The sequence below is a fragment of the Methylobacterium tardum genome (assembly GCF_023546765.1).
In the GTDB taxonomy this organism is placed as follows: Bacteria; Pseudomonadota; Alphaproteobacteria; order Rhizobiales; family Beijerinckiaceae; genus Methylobacterium; species Methylobacterium tardum.
In genome coordinates this window covers 2,812,412-2,836,773 of sequence record NZ_CP097484.1, presented here as the reverse complement: position 1 = coordinate 2,836,773, position 24,362 = coordinate 2,812,412, and the positions used below count along the sequence as shown (strand labels likewise).

The window sequence follows — 24,362 nt, the reverse complement described above, 5'->3', positions numbered from 1 at the left end:
AAGTTGTTGAAAGCGTGGCCCGCCAGCACCGGTTGTGTGCTGGCGTCGGCGCCTCATTCGGCCGCGGCAGCCTGGACCGGACTCTCGCCAATCTCGAGGTTGGCCAGGAACTTCTCGGCCTCGAGGGCGGCCATGCAGCCCATGCCGGCAGCGGTGATCGCCTGCCGGTAGACGTCGTCCGTCACGTCGCCCGCCGCGAAGACGCCCGGGATCTCGGTCTCGGTGGTACCGGGCTTCACGCTCAGGTAGCCGCCGTGGCGCATGGGCAGCTGCCCCTCGAAGATCGCGGTCGCCGGCTGGTGGCCGATCGCCACGAACACGCCGTCGGCCTTCACCTCGCTGATCTCCCCCGAGCGCGGGTCCTTGAGCCGGACATGGGTCACGTTCGGCGCGGGCTTCTGCACGCCGCAGATCTCGGCGATCTCCCGGTGCCAGAGCACCTCGACGTTGGGATGCTTGAACAGGCGCTCCTGCAGGATCCGCTCGGCCCGGAAGCTGTCGCGGCGGTGAACCACCGTCACCTTGCTGGCGATGTTGGCGAGGTAGAGCGCCTCCTCGACCGCGGTGTTGCCGCCGCCGACCACCACGACCTCCTTGCCGCGGAAGAAGAAGCCGTCGCAGGTCGCGCAGGCCGAGACGCCGCCGCCCTGGAAGGCGGCCTCGGAGGGGATCCCGAGCCACTTGGCCTGGGCTCCGGTGGCGATGATCAGGGCATCGCAGGAATAGGTCTCGCCGGAATCGGCCTCCATCCGGAACGGCCGCTGCTTGAGATCGACCTTCGTGATGTACTCGGAGACGATCCGGGTGCCGACGTGCTCGGCCTGGAGGCGCATCTGCTCCATGAGCCACGGGCCCTGGATCGCCTCGGCGAAGCCCGGGTAGTTCTCGACATCCGTGGTGATCATCAGCTGGCCGCCCGGCTGGAAGCCGGAGATCAGCAGCGGCTCGACCATGGCGCGGGCGGCGTAGATCGCCGCCGTGTAGCCGGCGGGTCCCGAGCCGATGATCACGAGCTTGGCGTGGGTGTGGGCCATCTGTCTCGATCTCCTCAGGCCGGTCCGGCCGCGCGGCGCGCAGCATAGGCGTCGGCGAGCGCCTGCGCGATCACCGGCGTCGCGTCGATGGGCTTGTACGACAGATCCGCCAACTGACCGGTGAACGGACGCAGGGCTCCGGCGATCGCCAGCCCGGCGAACATCCGCCGATGCCGGATATAGGTGCGCGGCAGGTCGAACAGCAGGACCGGCGCGCCGGTGGACACGGCCTCGCTGACCATGTTGGCCGAATCGGAGGTCACGACGATCGCCTCGGCGAGGGCCAGCATGGCGACGTAGGGGTTGTCGCCGGTGCCGTCCCAGAGGAAGCCGCCGGTCTCGGCGGCGAGCGCCTTGACGGCGTCCCGGAGCGGGTTCGGCGTCCGGCGGGAGATCGTCACCATCAGCCGGCAGCCCTGCTGGGCCAAGCCGCGCAGATCCTCGACGAGGCGCGCCATATCGGTCTTGCGGTAGCTCAGGTGGCGGCTGTCGCCGCCGACCAGGACCGCCACGCGCGGGCCGTCGAGGCGCGCGAGCCGCGGATCCGGCCGGGCGCGGGCTGCGGCAGTGCGCGCCGCGGTGACCAAGTGCGGGGCCGTCAGGGTGGTGAAGACGTTGGGACCGCGCAGATCGTCGTAATCCGGCACCCAGATGAAGTCGGCGCTGTCCGCGCCGGTCCGGGGGTCCTTCAGGAAGGCCGTGAACGTCCGGCCGTCCGTAGCGCGGCGCACCGCCCGCAGATAGGGCACGGACCGGCGCCCGGAAGCGATCAGGAGGTCGGGATAGGGTCCCGACAGGGCGCCGCCCCGGCGGCGCGGCCCCTCGCGCGGATCGATCGGTCCCCAAGGCGCCATCCAGCCGAAGGGCCCTGAGGCCGGCACCTGTCGAATTTCGAAGTCGAGGCCCAGCGTCTCGGCGATGCCGACGCACTGGTTCTCATCGCCGGCCTTTCCGTCGGTGACGATCCAGGCGCGCGCGCGGGCCAGTTCGGGCATAGGTTGAAATCGCGCGTCCGGGCGGTTGCGCAGGGCGGATGTCGCCTCCGTTACATCGATGCTTGCCATGCGCTCTGCTCGGGAAACCCGCTTCTGCCCCGGTGCCGAGCCCGACCGCCGGAGCACCGTATTTCGAGATCAACTCTCAGGCTTACTCCCGCGGGAGATCCCGGGCGAGCCACTGAGCGTAGATGTCGGCGATGGCGGCGAGGCGACGCCCCTCGAATTGCGGCCCATACCACGCGCCGCCATAGCTCGACGGCGTCGCGGTCATCTGCGGATGCCGTCCGAGCACCTGGCCCTTGGGCCCGACCAGCAGGGCCTCGCCCTCCATGTAGTCGGTCTGGAAGTTACCGCCGAAGCCCGGCCGGCCACCGCTGCCGGCATAGGGCCGCAGCGACAGTCCGCTCACCACGACGACGAGGCGCGGCCCACGCCCACCGATCCGGCCAGCGAAGTTCTTCCGCAGGGCGTCGGTCAGGTCGGCCGCCAGCGCCTCGGCCTGCAGGCCCGCGCCCTTTTCAAGCAGGGGCCGGACATCGACGCGGATGTCGGAGAAGAGCGGTGTCGCGGGGAAATCGCTCGCCGCCGCGGATCCCGCGACGGCACCGAGGAGCAGGCCGGCGAGCCGGCCCCAGGAACGCGGCGGCATGATTCAGGCGCCGTACTGGACGGCGACGACCTCGTAGGATTTGCCGCCGCCCGGCGTCGTGACCTCGACCGTATCGCCGACGCCCTTGCCGATCAGCGCCCGGGCGATCGGCGAGGTGATCGAGACGCGGCCGGAGCGCACGTCGGCCTCCGGCTCGCCCACGATCTGGTAGGTCTTCTCCTCCTCCGTGTCCTCGTCGACGAGCTTCACGGTGGCGCCGAACTTGATCTTGTCACCGGAGAGCTTCGTGACGTCGATCACTTCGGCCCGCGCGATCATGCTCTCCAGCTCGAGGACGCGGCCCTCGTTATGCGACTGCGCCTCCTTGGCGGCGTGATACTCGGCGTTCTCCGACAGGTCGCCCAGCGCGCGGGCTTCCGCGATCGCCTGGATGATGCGCTGGCGCTCCACCTGCTGGCGGTGCTTCAGCTCCTCTTCGAGGGCTGCGAGCCCGCGCACCGTGATCGGAACCTTGTCTATCGCCATCGTCTCGCGCCACAATGAAGAGGCCCGGCCGAGAGTGTAGCACTCCCTCCGGGCCACGAAATGAAGTCAGCGGAGCCCTGAGGCTCAGGCCGCGAAGTATTCCTGCAACGCACGAACCTTGAGATCGCCTTCTAGATAGGCCTTGATCCCCTCGGCCGCGGCCATCGCGCCGGCTAGAGTGGTGTAATACGGCACCTTATGCAAGAGGGCCGCGCGCCGGAGCGAGCGCGAGTCCGACAGCGCGCCGGCGCCCTCCGTGGTGTTCAGGACGAGGTGGATGCCACCGTTCTTGATGGCGTCGACCACGTGCGGCCGGCCCTCGAGAACCTTGTTGATCCGCTCCGCCGGGACGCCGTTCTCCACCAGGTAGCGCTGCGTACCGCCGGTCGCCAGGATGGTGAAGCCGAGGTCGGACAGGAGCTTCATGGTCGGCAGGATGCGCGCCTTGTCGGCATCGCGCACCGAGACGAACACGGAGCCGGCCTTCGGCACCTGCGTGCCGGAGCCGAGCTGGCTCTTGGCGAAGGCCACGCCGAAGCTGGCATCGAGCCCGATCACCTCGCCGGTGGAGCGCATCTCCGGCCCGAGCAGCACGTCGACGCCGGGGAAGCGCGCGAAGGGGAAGACCGCCTCCTTCACGGCGATGTGCGGCAGGGTCTTCGGCTTGAGCCCGAAGGTCTCCAGAGGTTCGCCCGCCATGATCCGCGCCGCGATCTTGGCGATCGGCTCGCCGATCACCTTGGCGACGAACGGCACCGTGCGCGAGGCGCGGGGGTTTACCTCCAGCACGTAGATGACGCCGTCCTTGATGGCGTACTGCACGTTCATCAGGCCGACGACGTTGAGCGCCAGCGCCATCGCCTTCGTTTGCCGCTCCAGCTCGTCCATGGTCTCGGGCGAGAGCGAGCGCGGCGGCAGGGAGCAGGCCGAGTCGCCGGAATGGATGCCGGCCTCCTCGATGTGCTCCATGATGCCGGCGATGAACACGTCCTTGCCGTCGCAGACCGCGTCGACATCGACCTCGACCGCGTCCGACAGGTAGCGGTCGAACAGGAGCGGGTTCTTGCCCAGCACCGTGTTGATCTGGCCGGTCTTGTCGTTCGGGTAGCGGGCCTTCACCTCGGAAGGGATCAGGCTCGGCAGCGTGTCGAGGAGGTAGTCGGCGAACTGCGTCTCGTCGCGGATGATCGCCATGGCGCGGCCGCCGAGCACGTAGCTCGGGCGGACCACGAAGGGCAGGCCGAGATCGGCCGCGACCAGCCGGCTCTGCTCCACCGAGTAGGCGATGCCGTTCTTCGGCTGCTTCATGCCGAGCTTGTCGAGGAGTCGCTTGAACTGGTCGCGGTCCTCGGCGAGGTCGATGGCGTCGGGCGAGGTGCCGAGGATCGGCACGCCGGCGGCCTCCAGCGCCCGGGCGAGCTTCAACGGGGTCTGGCCGCCGAACTGGACGATCACCCCGTGCAGGGTGCCGGCCTGCCGCTCGGTCTCGATGATCTCCAGCACGTCCTCGGCGGTCAGCGGCTCGAAGTAGAGCCGGTCCGAGGTGTCGTAGTCGGTCGAGACCGTCTCCGGGTTGCAATTGACCATGATGGTCTCGTAGCCGGCGTCCGACAGCGCGAAGCAGGCGTGGCAGCAGCAATAGTCGAACTCGATGCCCTGGCCGATCCGGTTCGGGCCGCCGCCGAGAATCACGACCTTCTTGCGGTCCGAGGGCTGCGCCTCGTCGACGACGGTGCCCGCGAAGGGCGCCACGTAGGTCGAGTACATGTAGGCGGTGGGCGACTTGAACTCCGCCGCGCAGGTGTCGATCCGCTTGTAGACCGGGCGCACCGCCAGAGCGCGCCGGGCCGCGCTGACGGCGGCCTCGTCGGTCTTGGCCAGCACCGCGAGGCGGGCGTCCGAGAAGCCGGCGGCCTTGAGCTGGCGGAAGGCGCCGGCCGTCTTCGGCAGGCCGTGGGCCTTCACGCGGTTCTCCAGGTCGATGATCGCCTGGAGCTGCTCCAGGAACCACGGGTCGATCTTGCAGGAGGCGTAGACCTGCTCGTGGCTGACGCCCAGGCGCAGGGCCTGCGCGACCTTGAGCAGCCGGTCCGGGGTCGGGGTGCCGATGGCCGCCTTGATGGCGTTGTGGTCGTCGCCCTTGCCCAGCCCCTCGATCTCGATGTCGCCGAGACCGGTCAGGCCGGTCTCCAGCGAGCGGAGGGCCTTCTGCAGCGATTCGGCGAAGCAGCGGCCGATCGCCATGGCCTCGCCCACCGACTTCATGGCGGTGGTCAGCGTCGGCTCGGCGCCCGGGAACTTCTCGAAGGCGAAGCGCGGGATCTTGGTGACGACGTAGTCGATCGTCGGCTCGAACGAGGCCGGCGTCGCGCCGCCGGTGATGTCGTTGGCGATCTCGTCCAGCGTGTAGCCGACCGCGAGCTTGGCCGCGACCTTGGCGATCGGGAAGCCGGTCGCCTTCGAGGCGAGCGCCGAGGAGCGCGAGACGCGCGGGTTCATCTCGATCACGATCATCCGCCCGTTCTCGGGGTTGATCGCGAACTGCACGTTCGAGCCGCCGGTCTCGACGCCGATCTCGCGGAGCACCGCCAGCGATGCGTCGCGCATCACCTGGTATTCCTTGTCGGTCAGCGTCAGCGCCGGGGCGACGGTGATCGAATCACCCGTGTGCACGCCCATCGGGTCAATGTTCTCGATGGAGCAGACGATGATGCAGTTGTCGTTCTTATCCCGAACGACCTCCATCTCGTACTCTTTCCAGCCGAGCACGCTCTCCTCGATCAGCACCTCGTTGGTCGGCGACGCGTCGATGCCGCGCTCGACGATGTCGAGGAACTCCTCGCGGTTGTAGGCGATGCCGCCGCCGGTGCCGCCCATGGTGAAGGACGGCCGGATGATGGCCGGAAGGCCGACCTCGGCCAGCGCGATCAGGGCCTGACCCAGGGCGTGCTCGCCGTAGCGCTTGCACCGCTCCGTCTCGCCCGCGGCCCAGCTCTTCTCGTAAGCCGTCAGCGCCGCCTGGCGGGCCGCCGGATCGGTATTGGCCGCCTCGATCCTGGCGATCTCGGCCAAGTAGGCCTGGCGGTCGGCCTTCTTGGCCGCGGAGGCGTTGGCGAGCGCCGATTTCGGGGTGTCGAGCCCGATCTTGGTCATGGCGTCGCGGAACAGGCTCCGGTCCTCGGCCTTGTCGATGGCCTCGGCCGTCGCGCCGATCATCTGCACGCCGTACTTGGCGAGCACGCCCATCTTCTGCAGCGACAGGGCGCAGTTCAGCGCCGTCTGGCCGCCCATGGTCGGCAGGATCGCGTCGGGGCGCTCCTTCTCGATGATCTTGGCGACGATCTCCGGGGTGATCGGCTCGACATAGGTCGCGTCCGCCATGTCCGGGTCGGTCATGATCGTCGCGGGATTCGAGTTCACCAGGACGATGCGGTAGCCCTCCTCGCGGAGCGCCTTGCAGGCCTGGGTACCGGAATAATCGAACTCGCAGGCCTGTCCGATGATGATCGGACCCGCACCGATGATCAGGATCGAGGAGATGTCGGTGCGTTTGGGCATCGTGGGCCTTCTCAGGCCAAGCGCGCCCGATCGGGCACGGCTCGACTGTGGCCCTGCTCCCGGACGCGCGTGGCGGGAATGTCGTTGAGCCCCGCGTTTACACGGGCCACGGGCGCTTTGGAAGGCCGGTGCAACCGCGCAGCCGGGCTACGCGCCCGGCGCATGGCACCTGTTGAAATCTGGCTCAGAACCCGGCGTGGAGCGCCGCCAGGGCCCGGTCGATCGACAGGTAGAACACCCCGAACGCGACCACGGCTGCGGCCGCGAACTCGACGGCGACGTTGGAGAGCGTCTGCGCGCGGCGCAGTGCCTCGCGGCCGAAATAGACGGAGACCCAGGCGAGGGCGAGGACGGCCGGCATGGCGAACAGGTAGGACACCGTGCTCTCGACGCGGTCGAAGCCGCCCGTCGGATCGATCAGGGCCCGGATGTTGCGCACCCAGGGGGCGTAGAAGGCGGCATAGAGGGCGGTCAGCCAGGACAGGCCCACGGCGACGCCGAGATGGAAGGTGAAGCTGCGGTGCAGGCGAGAGAAGTCGTCGCGCGCCTCGTCGATGGTCATCCGGCATTCCCCTGCGACGGGCCGCCGCCGGCGGGCGCGGATGCGCCGCCATTCACAGGCCGTCGTAGGGATTCTTAAGCCGTCCGATCTGGCGGATTTTATGGCCTCGGCGCGGCTCGATTGGGGTCCGGCCTCAGGCGCCCTTCGTCGTCTCCGGCTCGCCGGAGCGCATCAGGGTCACGAACCGCTCGAACAGGTAGTGGCTGTCACGCGGGCCGGGCGAGGCTTCCGGATGGTGCTGCACCGAGAAGGCCGGGCGGTCTGTCAGCGTGAGGCCGCAATTCGAGCCGTCGAACAGGGAAACGTGCGTCTCCACGGCCGAGTCCGGCAGGCTGTTCGGATCCACCGCGAAGCCGTGGTTCATCGAGACGATCTCGACCTTGCCGGTGGTCTTGTCCTTCACCGGGTGATTCGCGCCGTGATGGCCCTGGCCCATCTTCACGGTCCGGCCGCCGAGGGCGAGGCCCATGAGCTGGTGGCCGAGGCAGATGCCGAAGGTCGGCACCTTCTCATCCAGCAGCTTGCGGATCACCGGGACCGCGTAGGCGCCGGTGGCCGCCGGGTCGCCGGGGCCGTTCGACAGGAACACCCCGTCCGGCTTCATCGCCAGGATCTCGTCGGCCGTCGTGGTCGCCGGCACCACGGTGACGTCGCAGCCGGCCTGGGCGAGCAACCGCAGGATGTTGCGCTTCACCCCGTAATCGATGGCGACGACCTTCAGACCCTCGCCGGGCGCACGCTTCCCGTAGCCATTGCCGAGCGCCCAGACGGTCTCGGACCATTCCGACGGCGCGCGGCTGGTCACCGGCGGCACGAGGTCGAGGCCTTCCATCGGAGCGAGCGCCGCGGCGCGGGCCTTCAGGGCCTCGCGGTCGAATTGGCCCTGGGGATCGTTGGCGATCACCGCGTTGGGCATGCCCATGTCGCGGATGCGGGCGGTGAGCGCCCTTGTGTCGACGCCGGTGATGCCGACGATGCCGCGGGCCCTGAGCCAGCCGTCGAGATGCGAGGACGAGCGCCAGCTCGACGGCTTCGTCACCGCCGATGCGATCACCGTCCCGCGGACGCCCGAGGCGGGCGCCGCCTCCAGGCTTTCCAGATCCTCGTCGTTGGTGCCGACATTGCCGATATGCGGGAAGGTGAAGGTGACGATCTGCCCGGCATAGGACGGGTCGGTCAGGATCTCCTGATAGCCGGTCATGGCCGTGTTGAAGCAGACCTCGCCGTCGGCGATTCCGGTCTGGCCGATGCCGAAGCCCTCCAGGATGGTGCCGTCGGCGAGCACCAGCAGAGCCGTCGCGACGGGTTCGGCCCAGGGCTCGGGAGCCCGAGCCTCGGGGGCATGCGCGGCGGCGTCTTGCAGCATCGGGTGAGTCTCGCTTATGTCCGGCCGAAGGCGGGCGCCGGGTTGCGGCGCTCTCGGCTTGCGGCATGATCGTGTGCGGCGCTCTTAGCGAGCGGCCCGCGATGGGGTCAATGTGGCCTCGCTTCCCGCAGGGCTCAACACCCGCAAATCGCAGGCCAGCCCTTCGTTTCGACCGTTGGAAGGTTCACCCAGATGCTGCGCGCCCGCTTCACCACCGAGATGAAGGAGGCCATGAAGGCCGGCGACAAGGGCAGGCTCGCCACCGTGCGGATGATCCAGGCCGCCCTTAAGGACAAGGATATCGAGGCGCGGGGCCTCGGCAAGGAGCCGGCCTCCGATGAGGAGATCCTGTCGCTGCTCCAGAAGATGATCAAGCAGCGCACCGAATCGGCCGCCGTCTACGAGCAGGGCGGCCGCCCGGAACTCGCCGCCAACGAGCGCGCCGAGATCGCCATCATCGAGAGCTTCCTGCCGAAGCAGATGGACGAGGCCGAGACGCAGGCCGCCATCGAGGCGGCGATCGCGGAGACCGGCGCCGCCGGCCCGAAGGACATGGGCAAGGTGATCGCCGCCCTGAAGGGCCAGTTCGCGGGCCGGATGGATTTCGGCAAGGCGAGCGGGCTGGTGAAGGCGGCTCTGGCCGCGAAGGACTGAGGCTGTCCCCGTAATCCCCGGCCATTTGAAGCTGACGGACGCTGCCGGGACTCCGACAGGTCCGGCACGCTATACTCGGCGGTCCCGCAAACCCTCCCAGGCCCCGTGCGCTACCCGCCCCATATCCTGGAAGAGATTCGTGCCCGGCTGCCGGCCTCGTCGGTGGTGGGGCGGCGCGTGCAGCTCAAGAAGGCCGGCCGGGAATGGCGCGGCCTGTCGCCGTTCAACGCCGAGAAGACGCCGTCCTTCTACGTGAACGACCAGAAGCAGTTCTACCACTGCTTCTCCTCCTCCAAGCACGGCGACATCTTCACCTTCCTGATGGAGACGGAAGGCCTGAGCTTCCCCGAGGCCGTGGAGCGGCTGGCCGGGGAGGCGGGCGTCAGCCTGCCCGCGCCGACCGAGGACAGCCGCGCCGCCGAGACCAAGCGCGCCGGCGCCATCGAGGTGATGGAGATGGCCGCCCGCTGGTTCGAGGACCGGCTTCAATCCGGGCAGGGCAGCGAGGCGCGCGCCTATCTGGAACGCCGGGCCCTCGGGCGCGAGATCCAGGAGAAGTTCCGGCTCGGCTACGCGCCGAACGACCGCTACGCCCTGCGCGATCATCTGGCCGGGCAAGGCGTCGAGAAGGGCCTCATGCTCGAGATGGGGCTGCTGGCGACCGGGGAGGGCGTCTCGGTCCCGTACGATTATTTTCGCGACCGGGTCATGTTTCCGATCACCGACACGCGCGGCCGGGTCGTGGCTTTCGGAGGGCGGGCGCTCTCGAAGGATGTGCGCGCCAAGTACCTGAACTCGCCCGAGACACCGCTCTTCCACAAGGGTCGCACGCTCTACAACCTCCACGGCGCCCGCAAGGCCGCGCACGAGCGGAGCTCGATCATCGCGGTTGAGGGCTATGTCGACGTCATCGCCATGACGCTCGCCGGCCATCCCGAGACGGTCGCGCCTCTCGGTACGGCGCTCACGGAAGAGCAGCTCGGCCTGCTCTGGCGCCATGCCGACGAGCCGATCCTCTGCTTCGACGGCGACAAGGCCGGACAGCGGGCGGCGTTTCGCGCCCTCGACCTCGCGCTGCCGCTCCTCGAACCGGGCCGCTCCCTCCGGATCGCGCTCCTGCCGGGCGGTCAGGATCCCGACGACCTGCTGCGCTCAGGCGGCCCCGGGGCGATCGATCAGGTGCTCGCGGCGGCCCTGCCGCTCTCCGAGCTGCTGTGGCGGCGCGCCGTCGAGGCCGGGCCGGTCGATACGCCCGAGCGGCGGGCCGGCCTGACGCAGACGCTGCGCACCACGGTGGCGACGATCCGCGACGAGACCGTGCGCCGCTACTATCGCGACGACATCGAGGAGCGCCTGCGCGGCCTGTCGCCCCGCAGCGCCCGCGCCGCCGGGCCGAGCCCCCGCGGCCGACCGCGCTTCGTCCGGCCCGGCGAGCCGGTATCCCCGCGCATCACCGGCAGCCCGAGCCCGTCGGTGACCGCTTCCGCGGGCTTCACCGGCGCCGCCCCGGTGCGCGAGGCGGTGATCGTCGGCACCCTGCTGGCGCATCCCGAGATGATCGCCGAATTCGGCGAGGAGATCGCCGAACTCGACTTCGAGGATCCGGACGCCCGAGGGCTGCTGTCGGTCCTGCTGGCCTGCGCGGCCGAGGACGAGCGAACGGCGCCTGAAGTGTTGCAGAACCGCATCAACCGCGCCGGACTCGCAGCTGCGGCCGACAGAATCCTCGCGCTCGCACGCTCTCGGGACCGCACGACGCTGGCTCCGCATGCCGACCCCGCACTCCGCGCAGACGCGCTCCGACAGGCGATGATCTTGCACCGGCAGGCAGGAGCGCTACATAGCGAACTTCGCGAAGCACGGCAGGCGTTTGAGAACGATCCGACCGATGCCGGATGGGCATGGCTCTGCGAAGTGAAGGCGAGGCTGGAAACCGTCATCGCCGCCGAGGCTGAGGCCGACGTCCCGGTGTCGAGCGACTCGACGGCCGCGTGATCGCTGTGCAATGGCGGTGGCGGCGGGCGAAATCCCGCCATAGTTAACAATCGGTCAAGCCTCGGGCTTGCATACGGAAACCGACGACTCAAGGCGACTGGAGCGATCCGGCGCCGTTCTCATATAGCGGCGCTGCCGGCGTGGAGCGGCCTCCCTGGGCCTCCGCGGCGCGCCGCACGCGAAACAATAGGCTGATCATGGCGACGAAGGCAACGGAACGGGACGAGACGGACGCTGCCCCCGAGCAGCAGACCGACGGGCCGCTCCTCGACCTGACGGATGCTTCGGTCAAGCGGATGGTCAAGCTCGCCAAGAAGCGCGGCTACGTGACCTACGAAGAGGTCAACGAGGTTCTGCCCGAGGGCCAGTCCGATCCGGACCAGCTCGAGGACGTGCTGTCGCAGCTCTCCGAGATGGGCATCAACGTCGCCGAAGCCGAGGAGACCGATGAGGCGGCCGGCGAGAAGGCTGCCGAGGGCGAGGAAGAGGAGGCCGAAGGCGGCGAAGTCGCCGAGGTCGCGCCCGCGCGCGCCGTCGCGGTGGCCACGACCACCAAGGAGCCGACCGACCGCACCGACGACCCGGTGCGCATGTACCTGCGCGAGATGGGCTCGGTGGAGCTCCTGTCCCGCGAGGGCGAGATCGCCATCGCAAAGCGCATCGAGGCCGGCCGCGAGGCGATGATCGCGGGCCTCTGCGAGAGCCCGCTGACCTTCCAGGCGATCATCATCTGGCGGGACGAGCTCGTGGAGGGCAAGGTCCTCCTGCGCGACATCATCGATCTCGAGGCGACCTACGCGGGTCCGGACGGCAAGAACGCGCCGCAGATCGCCGAGGGCGAGGATTCCGAGGACGGCGAGCCGCCGGCGCCCCCGGAGGGCGGTGACGACGAGGACGACCTCGAGAACAACGTCTCGCTCGCCGCGATGGAAGCCGAGATCAAGCCGCGGGTCCTGGAGACCTTCGACGCGATCGCCGCCAATTACCGCAAGCTGCGCAAGTCGCAGACCGAGGGCACGGAGCGGAAGGCCGCGGGCGAGAAGAACACCCCGGCGCAGGACCAGAAGCAGATCGAGCTGAAGGACACCGTCGTCGCCGACGTGAAGTCGCTGTCGCTCAACAACAACCGCATCGAGGCGCTGGTCGGCCAGCTCTACTCGATCAACAAGCAGCTGATCGGCCACGAGGGCCGGCTGATGCGCTACGCCGAGAGCCACGGCGTCGCCCGCGACGAGTTCCTGCGCCACTACCAGGGCTACGAGCTCGATCCGAACTGGATGGAGCGCGTCGGCACGCTAGGCGGCAAGGGCTGGAAGAACCTGGTCGAGCGCGGCTCGAAGCAGGTCGCCGAACTGCGCGCGCAGATCCTCGATCTCGCCTCCGAGACGGGCCTGGAGATCGGCGAGTACCGCCGCATCGTCAACATGGTCCAGAAGGGCGAGCGCGAGGCCCGGCAGGCCAAGAAGGAGATGATCGAGGCGAACCTGCGCCTCGTGATCTCGATCGCCAAGAAGTACACGAACCGCGGCCTGCAGTTCCTGGACCTGATCCAGGAGGGCAACATCGGCCTGATGAAGGCGGTCGACAAGTTCGAGTACCGGCGCGGCTACAAGTTCTCGACCTACGCCACGTGGTGGATCCGGCAGGCGATCACCCGCTCGATCGCCGACCAGGCGCGCACGATCCGCATCCCGGTGCACATGATCGAGACGATCAACAAGATCGTCCGGACCTCGCGCCAGATGCTGCACGAGATCGGCCGCGAGCCGACCCCGGAGGAGCTGGCCGAGAAGCTGGCCATGCCGCTGGAGAAGGTCCGCAAGGTCCTGAAGATCGCCAAGGAGCCGATCTCCCTCGAGACGCCGATCGGCGACGAGGAGGACAGCCACCTCGGCGATTTCATCGAGGACAAGAACGTCGTCCTGCCGATCGACGCGGCGATCCAGTCCAACCTGCGCGAGACCACCACGCGGGTGCTCGCCTCGCTGACCCCGCGCGAGGAGCGCGTGCTGCGGATGCGCTTCGGCATCGGCATGAACACCGACCACACCCTCGAGGAGGTCGGCCAGCAATTCTCGGTGACCCGCGAGCGCATCCGTCAGATCGAGGCAAAGGCGCTGCGCAAGCTGAAGCACCCGTCGCGCAGCCGGAAGCTCCGGAGCTTCCTCGACAACTGAGCCCCGCCGCGGCTCCGGCCGCGGTGCTCTCCCGCTTACCGCGTTGCCACGGCGCTCCGCGGCATCCAATCTGGCGCCATGCTCGAACGCCGCCCGCCAACGCCCGGATCGCCGACGGCCTTCGCGGATGGCTCGGAGGCCGACGACGTGCCCTTCGGCGCGCTCCAGCCCTCCGTCGGCATCCGCGACTGGCTGCTCGGCGAGGGGGCCCGGATGCCCAACGCCGAGGAGATGCTCGCCGGCCTCGCCGAGCGGCTGATCTCCATCGGCGTGCCGGTGGACCGCGCCTCCACGGCGATCGACACCCTGCACTCGGAATATGCCGGGGTCGGCCGGATCTGGACCCGGGACGGCGGCACCTCCGTGCGGCTGTTCCCGCACGGCGCCCGCTCGACGGACGCCTATCTCAACAGCCCATTTCACACGGTCCACGAAACCGGGGAGTGGCTGATCCTCGACCTCTCCGAGACGCCGGACGACGCCTACGCGATCATCCCGGACCTGAAGGCGGGCGGCTACACGCACTACGTCGTGGCGCCGCTGTTCTTCACCAACGGCACCAAGAACGGCATTACCTTCGCCACCCGCGCGCCGGAGGGCTTCGGTGAGGACGATATCGCGATCCTGCGCTTCGTGATGCCGGCGCTCGCCGCGGTGGCGGAGATGCGGGTCCTCAACAAGCAGCTCGACCACGTCCTGCGGCTCTACGTCGGCGACGAGCCGCACCGCGCGATTCTGGCGGGGGACATCCGCCGGGGTCAGGTCACGCGGATCCGGTCGGCGATCCTGTTCGCCGACATGCGCGACTACACCCGGACCTCGGCCGACATGACCCCCGAGGAGGCGGTCGGCCTGCTCAACGTGTTCTTCGACTGCCTCGTGCCGCCGATCGAGCGGGAAGGCGGCGAGGTGCTGAAGTATCTCGGCGACGGCCTGCTGGCGATCTTCCGTGAGTCCGGCGACGATCTCGGTGGCGCCGCCAAGGGTGCACTTACGGCCGCCCAGCACGCCCTGGCGGCCCTCGATGAGGCCAATGCCCTGCACCAATTCCCGGTCCCGGTGGCCGCCGGCATCGCGCTCCATCACGGCGAGGCGGCCTACGGCAATGTCGGCTCGGGCTCGCGGCTGGATTTCACGGTGATCGGGCGCGACGTGAACCTCGCGAGCCGCCTCGCGCAGCTAAACCGCATCCTCGGCGAGCCGCTGCTGATGTCGAAGCCGTTCGTGGATTTCCTCTGGGGCGATCCGATCCCCCTCGGCGAGCACCAGCTGAACGGCTTCGCGGAGCCCATGGCGGTGTTCCGCCCGAAGTTCCTGCGTCCGCGCAAGCCGAACTGACGTTCGACGCGACGACCGGACCATCGGCCGGAACTGCCCTCCGAACCGGGGGCGGGGAGAGCGTCTCTGGGACTCGGCGCAATCTGCACGCACGTGCGGCGCCGGGTTTCAGGCCCTCACAAGTGCCAGGACGGGAGGAACTCCGACCGGTAGGATGACGGCTGACAGCCCCAGGCCGGATCGATCATCCCGGCGAGGGCTTGACGCGCGAGCGCGCTCGTCCGTGACAGAACATCCCCCGGAACGTCCGGCTGTTTCAGGATGTCGAGACAGGCCGACAAACAGGCGCGAAGCTGACCCGTGTGGAAGGCATGAGCAGAAAATTCCTCCCGCAGCCCGTAGCTGTATACCCAGGGATGCAGGGAGATCCCTTCAGCCGGTAGCGGCAGGGCAAGCCCAGCTTCAGCGTATCGATACCCGGCGGCGAACTTCCTTCTCCGTCTGCAAAAACGGCTGGCGCCGAGCCGCGCTTCCGCCCTCGCCGGGCAGATCGGGATCATTCGATCGTACAGGGCCAGCACAGCACCTTCGGGCTCATTCAAGGCCTCCATGATGTCGGCAGCGCACAGCAATCCGATGTAAACCTCTTCGCTCCAATACCCTAGATCGGCTCTTTTCAGATAATACTCTACGGCCTTGCGGGGCTCTCCGCCGTCCCGATACGAGTTCGCCAGATAGAATGTGTATCGGGCGACCATGAAGGGATCGTCCTCGACGGCCAGGGCACCTTCCAGCACAGCGATGTCGCGCGACTGGGTCCCGTCATCGCGATGCCGCGCCCCATCATTGCCGCGACGCATCGCCAGCGGCAGGGTCGTCAGACTGGGATTTTCAGGGCACTGCAGAAATTCGTGCAGAACGCCGCGGTAACGCCAATCCTTCCGGTTATCGACGAGTTGTGTCCGCCAGTATCGCGTGGCTCCATCCACGATTTCGAGGTTGTACCCGGCCTCGGTGAGCCTGGGCACGACGAACCGTTCCGCATCAATCAGTTCGTCATCGGCGTCGATGATCAGCGCATAATCCGCGTGCGGACGCGCCAGCGTCAAAGCCTCGGTCCGGTTGAAGGCGAAATCGACCCACGGTCGCTCCACGAGAGCACCGGGCAGATCGGCCAACGCTGCCCGGATGACATCCTGGGTCCCATCGGTCGATCCGGTGTCTACGATCACCCAGTGATCAATAAGAGTCCGAACAGAATCTAAGCATCTACGGATGACATGAGCCTCGTTCTTGACAATCATCGACAGGCAAATCGTTTGTCCAAAGCTGTTCATGTCGATTTGAAGCCGATCGTTTTTGAGTGGCGCGCACAGAGACTATGAAAAGCCGCCTGCGTCACCAAAATTGCGTGACGTGGAACGGTGTGAGGCTGGGGTGCGCGCGCGGAAATACGCAGGCTGGATCGACCCGGACTGGTGCGGAACCTTCGGTGCTGCGCTTGGATGCGATTGACCCGCGTTGACGCCGCTTGGCGTGCTCATCCTTGCCAAACAGGCGTAAATTCCGACCTGTAAGCAGAGTGCTGCAGCCCCCAGACCGGGTCGATCATGGTGGCGAGTGACTGTCGGGCCAAAGTGCAAACGCGCGAGCAAACCTCCTCGGGAACTTCCGATTGCTCGAGTATGCTCAGGCACACAGACAGACAAACTCGAAATTGCCCTGTGTGATAAGCGTGAAACGCCAATTCATCTCGCAAACCATATGCATACACCCACGGATTCAGGGATAGCCCTTCGCGGGGCATTGGCAGCAGCACGCCGGCCTCGGCATAGCGGTACCCGGCAGCGAAGTTGCCTGTGATCCTGCAATACCGGCTAGCGGCGTGGCGCGCCTCGGCTCGCGCGGGACAGACGAAGATTGCACGATCATAGACCGTCGAAATCTCCTCCTCGGGCCTGCCCAGGGTTTCCATGATAAGGGCGGCGTTAAGCAGACTGAGGTATACCTCTTCCTCCCAATACCCGAGATCAGCTCGCTTTAGATAAAACTGGAGAGACTTAGCGAGATCACCAACGTCACGGTAGGATCTCGCCAGATAGAAGGTGTACCGTGAGATCATGAAGGGGTCGGTCTCGACGGAAAGCGCCTTCTCCATGGTCGTCAGATCGCGGTATTCTGACATTTCATCGCGGTGACGCGCGCCGTCGTCGCCGCGGCGCATCGATACCGGCAGCATCGGCGTGCCTGGATTCCCCGAACATTGCAAAAATTCGTGGACCACACCGCGATAATGGCAGTCGAAACCATTGTTTATCATCTGTATTCTAAAATATTCTGTCGCCCCGTCTAAGATTGCAAACATATACCCGGCTTCCGACAGCCTCGGCAAAACGAAGCCTTCCGGAACGATAAGCTCGTCGTCGGCATCGATGATCAGCGTGTAGTCGGCGTGCGGACGCGCGAGTTTCAGCGCCTCGGTCCGATTGAAGGCGAAGTCGACCCACGGTCGTTCCACGAGGCGACCCGGACAATCGGCCACCGCCGCTCGGATGACGTCCTGCGTCCCGTCCGTCGATCCGGTATCCACGATGATCCAATAATCGATGAACGGCCGCACAGAATCGAGGCACCGTCGTATGACATGTGCTTCATTCTTGACGATCATCGACAAACAGATGGTCTGACCAAAAGCGTTCATGGAAACGATATTCAAGCTTATATGAATGACCGGTAGAACAGTGATCACGTGCGTAGCATCAAATTAGGTAGCCACAAAGTGGCCTCGTAAAGAATAGAAACCGCTTGTCAGCTTACGACGCGCGTAATATTGGAATGATCTACCGAATAATATCGTGCCGATCATCAATTTTTACAACAATTACGAGTTGTTAAACTTGCTATAATGAGATATGGCGATCTGAATGATGCGCGTTTGCGAGCACGACGGTAAACAAGCTTCCTTTCCGGGCCAAATGGCGCAGCGTGGCATACGCAGGCGCCACTGCGATCTGGCCTCCCTGTGGCCGGTCCGGGTTGCAGGCGTTCGCTTCGATGATGTCCCACGCGGCGGCCCGCCGGATTCCCTCGGCCGACGGTCTGCCAGGGGCATCCGGGCGCGGCGTCGGTACGGGCCTCGGTGACGCCTCAACCCCGCAGGGTCATTGTGCCGCCGCTGACGGTGAAGTCGCGCAGGCGCTTCAGGAACGACATGCCGAGCAGGCTCGTGCTGAGACGCCCCCGCGGAATCACCACCGCGTCCACGTCCCGCACGATGATCGAACCGACCTGCAGGACGGCGATCCGGATCGGCGCCACCCGAACCGTCCCGTTCGCGGTGTTCCAGACACGGCTGAAATCGCCCGCACGGACCCGGATCCCGATCCGCTCGGCATCCTCCTCCGAGAAAGCGCAGGAGCTCGCGCCGGTATCGACCATCATTGATAGAGCGCGACCGTCCATCAGGGCATTCACGAAGAAGTGGCCGTTGCGCCCGGCCTGAAGTGCAACGCCGGCCACCGCGCCGTCGGGAACCGGCGTCGTTGCCGCGGCGGAGGCCGGCGCAGCCGGATCCGAGCGGGTCCGCTCGCGCAGCTTCTGGAAAGCCGTCACCGACAGGAAGCCAATCGTGCAGACGACCACGAATGTGCGCACGCTTCCCGCCCCGGCCCTTCAGAGTGGTGAATTCTCGCCCGGATCCGTGAAGGGCTGGTGCCCGGCAGCCGGATTTCATCCGGCTTGGTATCCGGGCGATGACTGCGTCCGAGGAATGTCCGTCCGCCGGGTGATGCCGATCGGCGGCGGGGTTGACCGATGCGGCGAGGGCGACCAAATCTATCCCCGTTCCAGGGAGATCCCCGGCAAGGGGCTGAGAAACCGCTGGCACGTCCGTCAGGACCTGCGGCGCGGAAATCCTTCGAACCTGATCCGGCTCATACCGGCGTAGGGATTGGACCGCGGCCGCCCGAAAGGCAGGCCACAGCTTCTCACCGAAGCACACGGCCCGGTTCCCGCGACGGCAATCCGCGGAGATGCCCGTGCACCTCGACCGCCCCGCCTCACCGATCGGCCGCCGCCGCAGTCCCGACGGCGGTGTCGCGCCCGCGGCCCTGCCGGCGCGGACCGACGTCGCCGTCATCGGCGGCGGGCTGATCGGCCTGTCGATCGCGTGGCGGCTCGCTCGGGCGGGCCGTGCCGTGACCGTGCTGGAGCGGGACACGATCGGCGCGGGCGCGAGCCTCGCGGCCACCGGCATGCTGGCCCCCGCCGCGGAGCATGAGCCCGGATCCGACCCGCTGCTGCCGCTCGCCTTGGCGTCGCTCCGGCTCTGGCCGGAGTTCCGCGACGCCCTGGAAGCCGAGTCCGGCCGCATGATCGATTACCGCCCAGATGGCACCCTGGTCCTGGCGGTCGGCCGCGACGAGGTCGAGCGTCTGCGCTTCCGCTTCGATCTGCAGCGCCGGTCGGGGCTCGAGGCGGCTTGGCTGCCGGGCAGCGAGGTGCGGCGGCTGGAGCCCGGCCTGCGCCCCTCGGTCACCGCCGGGATCCACTGCCCGTTGGACCATCAGGTCGATCCCCGGATGGTCATGGACGCCCTTACCGAGGCCTGCCGCCGAGCCGGCGTAATTTTGGTGGAGCGGACCCCCGTCACCGGCCTCGACTGGTCGGGCGGCCATGTCGCGGGCGCCCGGGCCGGGGATCGCGGTGTCGCGGCCGAGACCGTGGTGCTGGCCTCCGGTGCCTGGAGCGGGGAGGGCGGCTTGCTGCCGGAAGGGCTCGCCCTGCCGGTCCGGCCGCTCAAGGGCCAGTCCCTGGCCCTGCGCACCACCCCGCGCACCGGCACGCTTGGCCGGATGATCTGGACCGAGCAGGTCCACATGGCGCCGAAGAGCGACGGTCAGCTCATCGTCGGCGCTACCGTGGAGGATTGCGGTTTCCGGCCCGGCGTCACCGCGGGCGGCCTCTACGCCCTGCTGGAGGGCGCACGCCGGGTGCTGCCCGGGATCGAGGAGATGGAGGTCGAGGCCGTCTGGAGCGGCTACCGCCCCACCTCGGACGACGACGCGCCGATCCTCGACGTGATCGCCCCCGGGCTCGTCGCCGCGACGGGCCATCACCGCAACGGCTACCTGCTTGCCCCGATCACCGCCGACGCCATTGCCGGCTTGGTGACGGACGGCGTGCTGCCTGAGGTCGCCCGGCCGTTCACCCTTGCGCGGTTCGGCCGCCCCGAGCCCCGGAGGGTCTCGGCATGAAGCTCTTCGTCAACGGCGAGCCGCGCGAGTGCGCCGCCGAGACCGTGGACGCCCTGTTCCGCCTGGAGGCGGAGGAGAACGGGATCGAGAGCCCGCAGGGCGTCGCCATCGCGCTGAACGGCCGGGTGCTGCGTCGCCGGGACTGGGGCGAGACCCCGGTCGCGGACGGCGACCGCGTCGAGATCGTCCGCGCCATGCAGGGAGGTTGAGCATGGACCAAATTCTTACGCCGCTGCGCCCGGAGAGCGGGGACGACAGCCTGACCATCGCCGGGGTGAGCCTGTCGTCCCGGCTATTCATCGGCACCGCCGGCTACCCGACCCAGGCGATCATGCGCGACGCCGTCGCGGCGAGCGGCGCCGACGTGGTCACCGCCTCGATCCGCCGGGTCTCGCTCCAGGGACACGGCTCGGACACGGTCAAGATCCTGAAGGGCAAGCGTTTCCTGCCGAACACCGCGGGCTGCGAGACGGCCCGCGACGCGATCATGACCGCCGAACTCGCCCGCGAGGCGCTCGATACCAACTGGATCAAGGTCGAGGTGATCGGCGACCGGGAGACGCTCTACCCGGACGTCACCGAACTGATCGAGGCCTGCCGCCATCTCGTGGACGACGGCTTCGTGGTCCTGCCCTACTGCAACGACGACCCGATCATCTGCCAGCGCCTGGAGGATCTCGGTTGCGCCGCCGTGATGCCGATGGGCTCGCTGATCGGCTCCGGGATGGGCGTCGCCAACCCGGCCAATCTCGAGCTGATCTGCCGCCGGGCGAAGGTGCCGGTGGTGGTCGATGCCGGGATCGGCACCGCGTCCGATGCGGTGATCGCCATGGAACTCGGCGCTTCCGCCTGCCTGATCAACACCGCAATCGCCAAGGCCGACGATCCCGTGCGGATGGCCTGCGCGATGGGCCGGGCGGTGGAGGCTGGGCGCGACGCGCATCTGGCCGGGCGGATCCCCCGCCGCGGCCGGGCCGAGCCGTCGAGCCCGCAGCTCGGCCTCGTCGGCTCGTGAGGGCGCTGCCGTCGCCGCTGCTGGCGGTGACGGACCGGCACGGGCATCCGCGGCCGCTCGTCGAGACCGTGCAGGCGATCCTCGACGGCGGCGGACGCTGGATCTGGTTCCGCGATAGGGATCTGGAGCCGGAGGCGCGGAAACGCCTGGGTGAAGCCGTGGCCGGACGCGTGCGGGCTATGAAGGGCGTCCTAACGGTCGGAGGCGACGTCGCGCTGGCGCGCGCCCTCGGTGCCGACGGCGTGCATCTCGGCGGCGGCTCGGGATCGGAGGCGATCGGGGCGGCGCGGTCCGCATTGGGCGAGGCTGCGTTGATCGGCGTTTCGGCACACACACCGCGCGAGGCCGTGACCGCCGCGCAGGCCGGCGCCGACTACGTGACCCTCAGCCCAATCTACGCAACCGCGAGCAAGCCCGGCTACGGACCGGCGCTGGGCCTGACGGGACTCGCGGACAGCCTCGGCGCCGGCCTGCCCGTGGTGGCGCTTGGCGGTCTCGGCCCGGGGACGGTCGGGTCTTGTCGCGCGGTAGGGGCGGCGGGTTTCGCCGTCATGGGCGGCCTGATGCGGGCCGCGGATCCGGCCGCCGCGACACGGGCGCTCCTGAAGGCCTGGAGCGCAGCGGAGACTTCAGCGGCTCGGGCGAGCCCTTGAAGGTCCCCGAGGCAACGTAAAAAACATCCGCCGTCTTTGCGAGCACAGCGAAGCAAGGACGGCCGGTGACGTCACTGCTCTAGGAGCTGGAAGGCCCATATGGCGGGCGCGGAATGGCCCGGTGCGCGGCCCGGAGCGCCGCCGACCAGCGCTCGCGCAGGTCGTGGAAATAGCCCTCGCCGGCCTCGATCCGGTGGTTCACCTCCAGCGTCAGCGCGCTCCGGCGAGCCAGGGCGATGTCGATCGGCAGGCCGACGCCGAGATTCGACCGCATGGTCGAATCCATCGAGACGAGGCTGACCTTCAGGGCGTCGTACAGCTCGGTCGTGTACTTCACCGCCCGGTCGAGGATCGGCTTGCCGTACTTGTGCTCGCCGATCTGGAGGAACGGCGCGTCGGTGCTGCACTCGATGAAGTTGCCCGCCGAGTAGATCAGGTACAGCCGCATCTCGCCGTTCCCGATCTGGCCGCCGAACAGCAGCGAGATCGAGAACCGGATATTGGCGGCCTCGAACCCATCCTTCTCGATCGATCGCACCCGCCGGATCGCCCGGCCGATCAACTGCGCCGCCTGGAACATGGTCGGCGCCTCGACGAGCTTCTGCGGCGGCTCGCCGTCCTCCTCGCCGGGCACGCCCTCCTGGAGCAGGCTGAGCACCGACTGGGTGATCGAGAGATTGCCCGCGGAGGCGAGCATCATCACCCGCTCGCCCGGCACGTTGAAATGGTGGAGCTTGCGGTAGGTCGAGATGTCGCCGAGCCCCGCATTGGTGCGGGTATCGGCGACCATGACTAATCCTTCCTCGACCAGGACACCGACGCAGTAGGTCATCGTCTTCGGGCCCTCGTGCGGTCGGCGGACCGGTGTCTGAACGATCAGGATTGAGCGGAGGCCCTGCCTTGCTCGACCCGAAGCTTCACGTCCAGTGTCTCGGTGCCACCCCCGGTGCGGCTGCCGCGGATCGGCGCCGCGCCGAGGTAGTCGAGACCCGTGGCGACGCGGATGTAATTGTCCGCCGGACTGACGTCGTAGCAAGGGTCGAAGGCTACCCAGCCGAGGTCCGGGACCAGGGCCTCGACCCAGCCGTGGGGCGCCTCGACATCCGCTTGGCCGTCGTCCCGGGCCCGGTAGCCGGCGACGTAGCGGGCCGGGATGCCGATGTGGCGGGCCGCGGCGATGAAGACGTGGGCGAGGTCCTGGCAGACGCCGCTGCCAGCCGCGAACGCTTTGGCGGCCGGAACCGCGTTGCTCGCGGGACCGGGCTCGTAGGCGACGGCGCCCTGGACGGCGCCCATCAGCCGGTGGAGCAGGGCCAGAACCGCGCCGTCACCCTCCGTCGCGACGCGCTCGGCGAAGGCGTGCAGCTCGGGGCTCGCCGCGCACAGATCCGTGTCGCGCAGGTAGAACGGATCCGGCAGGCGCTCGACCGTGCCCCGCACGACGCCGTGCGTGTCGTCGGTGTCGACCTCGCCGGCGACGCGAATGGTGAGCGAGTCGGCCGGCTCGTCCGGGGTAAACCAGTGGACGACGTTGCCGAACCCGTCCTCCCGGGCGGTCAGGCGACCGTCGACGGTGGTGTCGATCCGCCACGTGCGGACGTACTGCCCGTCATGGTCGCGCGGCGTCAGGCGCAGGACCTGCACCAGCCCGCGGGCCGGCTGCTCGTAGGTGTAGATGGTCTCGTGAACCACGCGGATGCGCATGCGCTGTCCCGTCTGTCTCGTTCAGCCGACCAGATACTGCTTGGCGATCGCTTCGCCTACGCTGTTGTTCTCGGCGATGAACGCCTCCACGAACTCGTGCAGCCCCCCGGCGAACACCCGGTTGATGTCCTCGCCGTCGAGCTTCGCGAGCATGTTGCCGGCGAGCCGCTGGCTCGGGCCCCGGCGGCCGTAGGCGTCGGCGATCAGGTCGAGATACTCGACGATCACGCCGTAACAGTTCGCGAAAGAGCGCGGCATCTGCTTGTTGAGCATCAGGAGGTCGGCCACCAGCACCGGCTTGATGCTCTCCCGGTAGACCCAGTGATAGGCGTTGAAGGCCGAGACCTCGCGCAGGATCGTAGTCCATTGGAAATAGTCGAGGCTGCCGCCCACCGTCTCGTCGTGCGGCAGCAGGATCTGGTACTTCACGTCGAGGATGCGGGCGGTGTTGTCGGCCCGCTCGATCGCCGTGCCGAGCCGAGTGAACCAGAAGGCGTCGTTGCGCAGCATCGTCCGGAAGGCCGAGCCGTCGAAGGTGAGCGAGACGGTCTTCACCCAGTCGAGGAAACGGCCGAACTCGTCGCGGTTCAGGTCCTTGCCGGCATAATTGCGCAGCTCAAGCCACGCGCCGTTGATCGCGTCCCACATCTCGGTGGTGAGCGCCGTGCGCACCGAGCGGGCATTCTCGCGGGCCGCCTCGATGCAGGAGCGGATCGAAGACGGGTTGTGCGGGCTGAACGCCAGGAAGTCGCACACCGTGTCGGCGTTCACCGCGCTGTAATGGGTCTTGAACGCGTCCGGATCGCCGGCCGAGGCGAGGGCCGATTCCCACTCGTTGCTGCCGCCGCCGCCGTAGCTCGTCGGCAGCGACGCGAAGCGGTGGGCCGCGTCGAGGATGCGGGCGACGAAATCGGCCCGCTCGACGTAGCGCGAGAGCCAGAAGAGGTTGTCGGCAGTCCTGGAAAGCATCGGTCTTCA

General features: G+C 68.0%; 21 protein-coding genes and 1 riboswitch. Of the genes, 8 read left to right on the top strand and 13 right to left on the bottom strand.

Annotated features, from left to right (window positions below):
- Window positions 1-53: 53 nt before the first annotated feature.
- The 7 genes from trxB to carA all read right to left on the bottom strand — a co-directional run bounded on the left by trxB (window position 54) and on the right by carA (window position 8,653).
- Complete coding sequence (gene trxB / locus M6G65_RS13505; protein WP_238195382.1) at window positions 54-1,034, bottom strand: thioredoxin-disulfide reductase; 981 nt, start codon at window positions 1,032-1,034, stop codon at window positions 54-56.
- Window positions 1,035-1,048: 14 nt separating this feature from the next.
- Window positions 1,049-2,098, bottom strand: coding sequence for a mitochondrial fission ELM1 family protein (locus tag M6G65_RS13500; protein ID WP_250104048.1), 1,050 nt, complete (start codon window positions 2,096-2,098; stop codon window positions 1,049-1,051).
- Window positions 2,099-2,180: 82 nt separating this feature from the next.
- Window positions 2,181-2,681 (bottom strand): hypothetical protein, encoded by a 501-nt coding sequence (locus M6G65_RS13495; RefSeq protein ID WP_238195384.1) that lies wholly within the window; start codon window positions 2,679-2,681, stop codon window positions 2,181-2,183.
- A gap of 3 nt (window positions 2,682-2,684) precedes the next feature.
- Window positions 2,685-3,161 carry a transcription elongation factor GreA gene (gene greA / locus M6G65_RS13490; protein ID WP_192709080.1) on the bottom strand — a complete coding sequence of 159 codons (477 nt, stop codon included), beginning with the start codon at window positions 3,159-3,161 and terminating at the stop codon, window positions 2,685-2,687.
- A 90-nt stretch (window positions 3,162-3,251) separates the two neighbouring features.
- On the bottom strand, window positions 3,252-6,725 hold the full coding sequence (carB, locus tag M6G65_RS13485) for a carbamoyl-phosphate synthase large subunit (protein ID WP_250104047.1): 3,474 nt from the start codon (window positions 6,723-6,725) through the stop codon (window positions 3,252-3,254).
- A 184-nt stretch (window positions 6,726-6,909) separates the two neighbouring features.
- Window positions 6,910-7,287: a hypothetical protein gene (locus M6G65_RS13480; protein WP_238195386.1), complete on the bottom strand. Its 378-nt coding sequence runs from the start codon at window positions 7,285-7,287 to the stop codon at window positions 6,910-6,912.
- 133 nt (window positions 7,288-7,420) lie between these two features.
- Window positions 7,421-8,653, bottom strand: a complete 1,233-nt coding sequence (gene carA / locus M6G65_RS13475) for a glutamine-hydrolyzing carbamoyl-phosphate synthase small subunit (protein ID WP_238195387.1) — start codon at window positions 8,651-8,653, stop codon at window positions 7,421-7,423.
- Window positions 8,654-8,845: 192 nt separating this feature from the next.
- Between carA and M6G65_RS13470 the strand changes: the two genes are divergently transcribed.
- The 4 genes from M6G65_RS13470 (at window position 8,846) to M6G65_RS13455 (ending at window position 14,817) form a co-directional block, all read left to right on the top strand.
- Complete coding sequence (locus tag M6G65_RS13470; protein ID WP_238195388.1) at window positions 8,846-9,307, top strand: GatB/YqeY domain-containing protein; 462 nt, start codon at window positions 8,846-8,848, stop codon at window positions 9,305-9,307.
- A gap of 105 nt (window positions 9,308-9,412) precedes the next feature.
- Entirely contained in the window at window positions 9,413-11,302 is a 1,890-nt protein-coding gene (dnaG, locus tag M6G65_RS13465) for a DNA primase (RefSeq protein WP_238195389.1), read from the top strand.
- A 197-nt stretch (window positions 11,303-11,499) separates the two neighbouring features.
- On the top strand, window positions 11,500-13,479 hold the full coding sequence (rpoD, locus tag M6G65_RS13460) for an RNA polymerase sigma factor RpoD (RefSeq protein WP_250104046.1): 1,980 nt from the start codon (window positions 11,500-11,502) through the stop codon (window positions 13,477-13,479).
- A 78-nt stretch (window positions 13,480-13,557) separates the two neighbouring features.
- On the top strand, window positions 13,558-14,817 hold the full coding sequence (locus M6G65_RS13455) for an adenylate/guanylate cyclase domain-containing protein (protein ID WP_238195391.1): 1,260 nt from the start codon (window positions 13,558-13,560) through the stop codon (window positions 14,815-14,817).
- Between the two features lie 116 nt (window positions 14,818-14,933).
- Here M6G65_RS13455 and M6G65_RS13450 read toward each other — a convergent pair whose 3' ends face one another.
- The 3 genes from M6G65_RS13450 to M6G65_RS13440 form a co-directional block, all read right to left on the bottom strand.
- Window positions 14,934-16,061, bottom strand: a complete 1,128-nt coding sequence (locus tag M6G65_RS13450) for a glycosyltransferase (RefSeq protein WP_250104242.1) — start codon at window positions 16,059-16,061, stop codon at window positions 14,934-14,936.
- A 236-nt stretch (window positions 16,062-16,297) separates the two neighbouring features.
- Entirely contained in the window at window positions 16,298-17,458 is a 1,161-nt protein-coding gene (locus M6G65_RS13445; RefSeq protein WP_238195393.1) for a glycosyltransferase, read from the bottom strand.
- A 446-nt stretch (window positions 17,459-17,904) separates the two neighbouring features.
- Window positions 17,905-18,411, bottom strand: coding sequence for a TIGR02281 family clan AA aspartic protease (locus M6G65_RS13440; protein WP_238195394.1), 507 nt, complete (start codon window positions 18,409-18,411; stop codon window positions 17,905-17,907).
- 184 nt (window positions 18,412-18,595) lie between these two features.
- Window positions 18,596-18,724, top strand: a riboswitch (TPP riboswitch).
- A gap of 64 nt (window positions 18,725-18,788) precedes the next feature.
- Between M6G65_RS13440 and thiO the strand changes: the two genes are divergently transcribed.
- The 4 genes from thiO to M6G65_RS13420 are packed head-to-tail and all read left to right on the top strand — an operon-like array spanning window position 18,789 to window position 21,680.
- Window positions 18,789-20,012 carry a glycine oxidase ThiO gene (thiO, locus tag M6G65_RS13435; protein ID WP_238195395.1) on the top strand — a complete coding sequence of 408 codons (1,224 nt, stop codon included), beginning with the start codon at window positions 18,789-18,791 and terminating at the stop codon, window positions 20,010-20,012.
- Window positions 20,009-20,221, top strand: a complete 213-nt coding sequence (thiS, locus tag M6G65_RS13430; RefSeq protein WP_238195396.1) for a sulfur carrier protein ThiS — start codon at window positions 20,009-20,011, stop codon at window positions 20,219-20,221. Before thiO ends, thiS begins: the two co-directional genes overlap by 4 nt.
- A gap of 2 nt (window positions 20,222-20,223) precedes the next feature.
- The gene (gene thiG / locus M6G65_RS13425; RefSeq protein ID WP_238195397.1) at window positions 20,224-21,027 is read left to right on the top strand and encodes a thiazole synthase; all 804 of its coding nucleotides are present in this window, start codon (window positions 20,224-20,226) and stop codon (window positions 21,025-21,027) included.
- Window positions 21,024-21,680 (top strand): thiamine phosphate synthase, encoded by a 657-nt coding sequence (locus tag M6G65_RS13420; protein WP_238195398.1) that lies wholly within the window; start codon window positions 21,024-21,026, stop codon window positions 21,678-21,680. Before thiG ends, M6G65_RS13420 begins: the two co-directional genes overlap by 4 nt.
- A gap of 79 nt (window positions 21,681-21,759) precedes the next feature.
- Here M6G65_RS13420 and M6G65_RS13415 read toward each other — a convergent pair whose 3' ends face one another.
- From M6G65_RS13415 to M6G65_RS13405, 3 genes are read right to left on the bottom strand one after another with little or no spacing between them, the layout of a single operon-like run.
- Complete coding sequence (locus M6G65_RS13415; RefSeq protein WP_250104045.1) at window positions 21,760-22,512, bottom strand: proteasome-type protease; 753 nt, start codon at window positions 22,510-22,512, stop codon at window positions 21,760-21,762.
- Between the two features lie 44 nt (window positions 22,513-22,556).
- Window positions 22,557-23,384: a transglutaminase family protein gene (locus M6G65_RS13410; protein ID WP_238195400.1), complete on the bottom strand. Its 828-nt coding sequence runs from the start codon at window positions 23,382-23,384 to the stop codon at window positions 22,557-22,559.
- A gap of 21 nt (window positions 23,385-23,405) precedes the next feature.
- Window positions 23,406-24,353, bottom strand: a complete 948-nt coding sequence (locus M6G65_RS13405) for an alpha-E domain-containing protein (RefSeq protein ID WP_238195401.1) — start codon at window positions 24,351-24,353, stop codon at window positions 23,406-23,408.
- Window positions 24,354-24,362 lie beyond the last annotated feature (9 nt).

Coding starts and splice junctions, on each gene's coding strand:
- trxB (WP_238195382.1), bottom strand. CDS start 1,034: ATGGCCCACACCCACGCCAAGCTCGTGATCATCGGCTCGGGACCCGCC.
- M6G65_RS13500 (WP_250104048.1), bottom strand. CDS start 2,098: ATGGCAAGCATCGATGTAACGGAGGCGACATCCGCCCTGCGCAACCGC.
- M6G65_RS13495 (WP_238195384.1), bottom strand. CDS start 2,681: ATGCCGCCGCGTTCCTGGGGCCGGCTCGCCGGCCTGCTCCTCGGTGCC.
- carB (WP_250104047.1), bottom strand. CDS start 6,725: ATGCCCAAACGCACCGACATCTCCTCGATCCTGATCATCGGTGCGGGT.
- M6G65_RS13480 (WP_238195386.1), bottom strand. CDS start 7,287: ATGACCATCGACGAGGCGCGCGACGACTTCTCTCGCCTGCACCGCAGC.
- carA (WP_238195387.1), bottom strand. CDS start 8,653: ATGCTGCAAGACGCCGCCGCGCATGCCCCCGAGGCTCGGGCTCCCGAG.
- M6G65_RS13470 (WP_238195388.1), top strand. CDS start 8,846: ATGCTGCGCGCCCGCTTCACCACCGAGATGAAGGAGGCCATGAAGGCC.
- rpoD (WP_250104046.1), top strand. CDS start 11,500: ATGGCGACGAAGGCAACGGAACGGGACGAGACGGACGCTGCCCCCGAG.
- M6G65_RS13455 (WP_238195391.1), top strand. CDS start 13,558: ATGCTCGAACGCCGCCCGCCAACGCCCGGATCGCCGACGGCCTTCGCG.
- M6G65_RS13450 (WP_250104242.1), bottom strand. CDS start 16,061: ATGATTGTCAAGAACGAGGCTCATGTCATCCGTAGATGCTTAGATTCT.
- M6G65_RS13445 (WP_238195393.1), bottom strand. CDS start 17,458: ATGAACGCTTTTGGTCAGACCATCTGTTTGTCGATGATCGTCAAGAAT.
- thiO (WP_238195395.1), top strand. CDS start 18,789: ATGCCCGTGCACCTCGACCGCCCCGCCTCACCGATCGGCCGCCGCCGC.
- thiS (WP_238195396.1), top strand. CDS start 20,009: ATGAAGCTCTTCGTCAACGGCGAGCCGCGCGAGTGCGCCGCCGAGACC.
- thiG (WP_238195397.1), top strand. CDS start 20,224: ATGGACCAAATTCTTACGCCGCTGCGCCCGGAGAGCGGGGACGACAGC.
- M6G65_RS13415 (WP_250104045.1), bottom strand. CDS start 22,512: ATGACCTACTGCGTCGGTGTCCTGGTCGAGGAAGGATTAGTCATGGTC.
- M6G65_RS13410 (WP_238195400.1), bottom strand. CDS start 23,384: ATGCGCATCCGCGTGGTTCACGAGACCATCTACACCTACGAGCAGCCG.
- M6G65_RS13405 (WP_238195401.1), bottom strand. CDS start 24,353: ATGCTTTCCAGGACTGCCGACAACCTCTTCTGGCTCTCGCGCTACGTC.